Annotated in this window: 5 protein-coding genes; 3 read left to right on the plus strand and 2 right to left on the minus strand. The window is 71.8% G+C overall.

Annotation, left to right across the window (positions count from 1 at the left end; translation table 11 throughout):
* The first annotated feature begins 168 nt into the window (after positions 1–168).
* Positions 169–801 carry a TetR/AcrR family transcriptional regulator gene (locus ACFUN8_RS36775; RefSeq protein ID WP_383647634.1) on the plus strand — a complete coding sequence of 211 codons (633 nt, stop codon included), beginning with the start codon at positions 169–171 and terminating at the stop codon, positions 799–801.
* A 36-nt stretch (positions 802–837) separates the two neighbouring features.
* On the opposite strand, the gene ACFUN8_RS36780 is transcribed toward ACFUN8_RS36775, so the two are convergent.
* Positions 838–1,368, minus strand: coding sequence for a hypothetical protein (locus ACFUN8_RS36780; RefSeq protein ID WP_383647636.1), 531 nt, complete (start codon positions 1,366–1,368; stop codon positions 838–840).
* Between the two features lie 121 nt (positions 1,369–1,489).
* On the minus strand, positions 1,490–2,719 hold the full coding sequence (locus ACFUN8_RS36785; protein ID WP_383647639.1) for a PucR family transcriptional regulator: 1,230 nt from the start codon (positions 2,717–2,719) through the stop codon (positions 1,490–1,492).
* Positions 2,720–2,894: 175 nt separating this feature from the next.
* On the opposite strand from ACFUN8_RS36785, the gene ACFUN8_RS36790 reads away from it, so the two are divergent.
* Positions 2,895–3,821 (plus strand): proline dehydrogenase family protein, encoded by a 927-nt coding sequence (locus ACFUN8_RS36790; protein ID WP_383647641.1) that lies wholly within the window; start codon positions 2,895–2,897, stop codon positions 3,819–3,821.
* 68 nt (positions 3,822–3,889) lie between these two features.
* Positions 3,890–5,521: an L-glutamate gamma-semialdehyde dehydrogenase gene (pruA, locus tag ACFUN8_RS36795; protein WP_383647643.1), complete on the plus strand. Its 1,632-nt coding sequence runs from the start codon at positions 3,890–3,892 to the stop codon at positions 5,519–5,521.
* The last annotated feature ends 220 nt before the right edge of the window (positions 5,522–5,741 follow it).

Consider the following 5,741-nt stretch of genomic DNA (forward strand, 5'->3'; position numbering starts at 1 on the left):
CCGGGAATTCTCCCGGGCCCCTCGCCGTTCGGCGCCACCGATTCGCCAAGACGGTGCGGGAGTTGACCGGCGACGCACCATGCGCAACTGCCATTCACGGTTGTATGTGACGTGCGTATGGGACGGTTGTCTAGTACAGATGTATGAATTCGCGTTAGGCTTCCCCGTATGGGACATCGCGAAGATCTGCTCGAAGGTGCCAAGCGCTGCCTGCTGGAGAAGGGGTACGCCCGGACCACGGCGCGCGACATCGTCGCCGCGTCCGGGGCGAACCTGGCGTCCATCGGTTACCACTACGGCTCCAAGGAGGCGCTGCTCAACGAGGCGTTCATGGCCGTGACGGAGCAGTGGGGCGACCGGGTGATCGAGCCGGACGGCGCGGGCGGGGCGGGCGGGCCGGACGGGGCGGCTGAGGTCGAGACGGAGGCGTCGCTCGCGCCGTCCGCGCCGCCCGCGTCGCTCGACCACTTCCGCGACGTCTGGGCGAAGGTCGTCGCCTCCCACGAGGAGAGCCGCCCCGTCTGGCGGCTCCAGTTGGAGATCGTCTCCCGGATCGAGAGCGACCCCGCGCTGCAGAAGACCCTGGCCGAGAAGCAGTTGGAGGGCCGAGCGGGCCTCGCGGAGGGCATGTTCGGCGTCGATCCGAAGGCCGACCCGGAGAAGGCCCGCGTCGTCGGCCTTCTCACGCAGGCGCTGCTCGCCGGCGTGATGGTGCAGTGGATGGTCGACCCGGGGACCGCGCCGTCGGCGCAGGATCTGACGGACGGCCTGCGCGCGATCATCGGCGACGACCTGGCCTGACCGCTTCCGCCCGGAGATGAGGCGGGGCGGGAGCGTTCAGCCGGCCGTGGCGTTCAGGTGGTACGTCGTGTCGACCCAGAAACCGCCGGCGAACGCCGCCTTGATCTCCAGGACGTACTGCCCCGCGATCAGCGGCGTCATGGCCGCCCAGAGACCCCACGCGTTGCGCCGGTACGGCCCCGCCCGGAACGTCGGCGAGGTGAACTCCCGCAGGGGGAGCGGCGCGCCGTTGAGGGCGGCCTCGGCGCGCGCGACGGGCATGGCCAGGGGCTGCTTCACGTACGCGACGGGGCGCTGGACGTTCAGGATCGGGAAGAACACCGGTCGCCCGGCGGGCAGATCGCACCGTCGCACGACACGCCCGCCGTAGGTCCCCGCGAGGAACCAGAGGTCGGGCGGCTGGTTCCAGTCCGCGTGTTCGCCCGTCTCGTCCAGGACCGGGCTGCGGTCGTCGGGCGCCGACAGGGCCCACTGCCACCACCGGGCCGCCAGTTCGCCGCCCTCCTGGTCGGTCAGTTCCCAGGAACCGCCCTTGGCCATCTCGTTGCCCGCCGTCGCGTCGCTCACGTGCGTCCCCTCCCCGGAGTCCACGAATGGCCCCAACTATCCCCGACGCGCGGACGGCACTCCGAGGCGGCCGGGCTCAGGTCGGAGTCAGGGCGGACTCAGGCCGGACTCAGGGCCGGACTCAGGGCCTGAGCCGCGCCGACTTCAGCGCCATGTGCAGCAGCAGCCGGTCCTCGCCGTCGGCCAGGTCCAGGCCCGTGAGCTGTTCGATGCGGGACAGCCGGTAGTAGAGCGTCTGGCGGTGGATGCCCAGCTCCGCCGCCGTACGGCCCGCCTGGCCCGCGCGGTCCAGATACACCTCCGCCGTGTGCGTCAGGTCGGCGTGCGCGGGCGTCAGCAGCGGGCGCACCGCCGGGTCGGCGCCGGCCGCGGGAGTCAGTGACGTCAGCAGCCGGTAGGCGCCGATCTCCGACCACTGGGCGACGGGGCCGAAGCGTGGCTGCACCGCCACCGCGCGGGCCGCCGCGACCGACTCGCCCCAGGCGTCCGCGAGGTCGGCCAGGCCACGGCGCGGCCTGGCCGCCCCGGCGATGGCTCCCGGGCCCGCGGCGTCCCGCAGCCTGGACACCGCGTCGAGCGTGGGCGCCAGCGCGTCGGCCGAGCGGAGCCGTACGAGCACCGCGAGCGCCCTCGGGATCTCAAGGGCCTCCCTGAGGCCACCCGCACGGGGCCCGTCCCCGGCGGCGCCGCCGGGCAGACCGGCCGCCCCGTCCGCGCCCTCCCACGGATCCGGCAGCGTGCACAGCGCAGCCGTGCCGGCCACCGCGCGCACCGTCGGGTCGGCGCCCCGCCACGGCGCGACGCACACCACCACGTGCGTGCCGTCGCCGCCCGGCCCCAGCGCCGTACGCAGCGCCTCAACGGCCATGTCGCGCTGCCAGCCGCGCTCCGCCGTCAGTACGGCGCGGAACTCCCGCGCCAGGTCGGCCCCCGCCTGCACCTCCTCGGCCAGCAGCGCCCCGATCCGCCCCGTCACGGCCATGGCCGCCGCCAGCCGGTCGTCCGTGGGGCCCTGACCGGTGTCGTCGAGCAGCCATACGTAACCGAGCACCGTCCCCCGGTGCCGTACGGGCAGACAGATCCGGCCCCGGAAGACCCCGGCGTCCGGCGCGGCCGGGATCCGGACGGGGCCGGTCGCGCGAGTGATGCCGAAGCCCTCGAACCAGGCGCGCACCGCCGGCGTGGACTTCCGCGTCAGGATCGAACGCGTCCTGACGGGGTCCATCACGCCCTCGTCGTCGCTGTCGTGCACCCCGAACGCGATCAGCCCGAAGTCCCGGTTCTCCAGCGTCAGCGGCATGCCGAGCAGCGCCGAGATCTCGTCGACCAGCTCCTGGTAGTCGTCCTTCATCCGGACATTCTCGCACCGCCTTCAGACATATGTCTGAGATCGGGGCCACGGATGCGTGACAGGTGTCGATGGCAGAGGATCGGACCGGTCCCTAGATTTCAGAGTGGTTCTCCGTGCCGTCGCCGGGCGTTCGCGCCCCGTACGGCCTGCTCGTTCTCTTCCGTGGAGGTGCCCCGTGCTGGGTCCCGTGATTCTCGCCGCGTCGCGCAGCGACATGATGCGGCGCGTCGTCTCGGCCGCGCCGGTCACCAGGCCCGTCGTGGACCGCTTCATCGCCGGCGAGACCGTCGACGGTACGACGCCGGTCATCCAGGACATGGCCGACAGCGGCCTCGAAGTCACCATGGACGTCCTCGGCGAGGACATCACCGACCCGGCCGAGGCGCTGCACGCCCGCGACGCCTACCTGAAGCTGATCGAGGCTCTCGCGCCGCTGGGCCTCGGCCCCCGCGCCGAGATGTCGGTGAAGCTCTCCTCCTTCGGACAGGCCCTGCGCGGCGGCCACGACCTGGCACTGCGCAACATCACCACCGTCGTCGAGGCCGCCACCGAGATCGGCACCACCGTGACCCTCGACATGGAGGACCACACCACCGTCGACTCGACGCTCGCCATCCACAGCACGCTGCGTGAGCGCTTCCCCGAGACCGGCGCCGTCGTCCAGTCGTACCTCTTCCGTACGGAGGACGACTGCCGCACCCTCGCCGCTGCCGGCTCGCGCGTGCGGCTCGTCAAGGGCGCCTACAAGGAGCCCGCGCGCGTCGCGCACCAGGACAAGGGCGACGTCGACAAGGCGTACGTGCGCTGCCTCAAGACCCTGATGGCGGGCGACGGCTACCCGATGATCGGGTCCCACGACCCCCGTCTCATCGCGATCGCCCAGGAGCTGGCCGTACGGGCCGGACGCAAGCCCGACGCGTACGAGTTCCAGATGCTCTACGGCATCCGCGAGGCCGAGCAGCGCCGCCTCGCCGCCGAGGGCCACCGGATGCGCGTCTACATCGCCTACGGCACCGACTGGTACGGCTACTTCATGCGCCGGCTGGCCGAACGCCCCGCCAACCTCGCGTTCTTCCTGCGTTCCCTCGCCACCCGCGGCTGAGCGCCCCGCTCCTCCCCGCCCCGACCGCAGCCCGTAAACCGTCTACTGATCAAGGAGATTCGGCACCCATGGACGCTGTGACCCAGGTCCCCACGCCGGTCAACGAGCCGGTGCACGGCTACGCCCCCGGTTCCCCGGAGCGCACCCGCCTCGAAGCCAAGCTCAAGGAGCTGGCCGACCACCCCGTCGACCTGCCGATGACCATCGGCGGCGAGAAGCGGATGGGTGGCGGCGAGCGCTTCGACGTCGTACAGCCGCACAACCACCAGGCCGTCCTCGGTACGTACGGCAACGCCACCGAGCAGGACGCCCAGGACGCCGTGGACGCCGCCCTCGCCGCCGCCCCCGGCTGGCGCGCGATGGCCTTCGACGACCGTGCCGCGATCATCCTGCGCGCCGCCGAACTGCTGTCGGGGCCGTGGCGCGAGACGCTGGCCGCCTCGACGATGCTCGGCCAGTCCAAGACCGTCCAGCAGGCCGAGATCGACACCCCGTGCGAGCTGATCGACTTCTGGCGCTTCAACGTCGCCTACGCGCGCGGCATCCTCGCCGAGCAGCCGCCGGCCAACTCCACCGGCGTGTGGAACCGGCTGGACCACCGCCCGCTCGAAGGCTTCGTCTACGCGATCACGCCCTTCAACTTCACCGCGATCGCCGGCAACCTGCCGACCGCGCCCGCGCTCATGGGCAACGTCGTCGTCTGGAAGCCGTCGCCGACGCAGACCCACGCCGCCGTACTGCTGATGCGCCTTCTTGAAGAGGCGGGGCTGCCCAAGGGCGTCATCAACCTGGTGACCGGCGACGGACTCGCCGTGTCCGAGGTGGCGCTCAACCACCCCGAGCTGGCGGGCATCCACTTCACCGGCTCCACCAAGACCTTCCAGCACCTGTGGAAGACCGTCGGCGGCAACATCGAGAAGTACCGCTCCTACCCGCGCATCGTCGGCGAGACGGGCGGCAAGGACTTCGTCGTCGCCCACCCGAGCGCGGACCGCGGCGTACTCAAGACGGCGCTGACGCGCGGGTCGTTCGAGTTCCAGGGCCAGAAGTGCTCGGCGTCCTCGCGCGCCTACGTCCCGGCCTCGATCTGGAACGACGGCTTCAAGGAGGAGTTCGCGGCGGAGGTCGACGCCATCGCCATGGGCGACGTCACCGACCTGTCGAACTTCATCGGCGCCGTCATCGACGAGCGGGCCTTCGCGAAGAACAAGGCCGCGATCGACCGCGCAGCCGCCGACCCGACGTGCACGATCGTCGCCGGTGGTACGTACGACGACTCCGTCGGCTACTTCGTCCGCCCCACGGTCATCGCCTGCACCGACCCGGCCAACGAGGTCTTCACGACGGAGTACTTCGGCCCCATCCTCGCCGTCCACGTCTACGAGGACGCGGAGTACGACGCGATGCTGGCGCAGATGGAGTCCGTCTCCGCGTACGCCCTGACCGGCGCCGTCATCGCCGGTGACCGCGCGGCGGCGGCCGACACGATGGCCAAGCTCCGCTACGCGGCGGGCAACTTCTACATCAACGACAAGTCGACCGGCGCCGTGGTCGGCCAGCAGCCCTTCGGCGGCGGCCGTGCCTCCGGCACCAACGACAAGGCGGGCGCGCCGCAGAACCTGATGCGGTGGACCCTGACCCGGGCGATCAAGGAGTCGCTCGTGTCCCCGACGGACTACCGCTACCCGCACATGGGCTGAGACGCCCCGGGTCCGTCGGATCCCATGACCCCCGCCCCCGTGCCGGCCCCCAACCCGGTTCGGGGGCGGTGTCTTCCTCTTCAGAAGGATCGCGCCGCGGCCCCCGCCTCGGTAAGGAGGGGGGGGCCGCGGCCACGGCACGGGGGGCAGACCCTGGGGGGGCGCGGCCTAACCGACCAGCAAAGGGCGCAGAGTACCCGGGCCAGCGCCGCCCCCCCCA

The organism is Streptomyces sp. NPDC057307 (assembly GCF_042667665.1).
In the GTDB taxonomy this organism is placed as follows: Bacteria; Actinomycetota; Actinomycetes; order Streptomycetales; family Streptomycetaceae; genus Streptomyces.

Bases quoted from the DNA above. Each gene is read 5' to 3' on its own strand.
- ACFUN8_RS36775 (WP_383647634.1), top strand. From the start codon at position 169: ATGGGACATCGCGAAGATCTGCTCGAAGGTGCCAAGCGCTGCCTGCTG.
- ACFUN8_RS36785 (WP_383647639.1), bottom strand. From the start codon at position 2,719: ATGAAGGACGACTACCAGGAGCTGGTCGACGAGATCTCGGCGCTGCTC.
- pruA (WP_383647643.1), top strand. From the start codon at position 3,890: ATGGACGCTGTGACCCAGGTCCCCACGCCGGTCAACGAGCCGGTGCAC.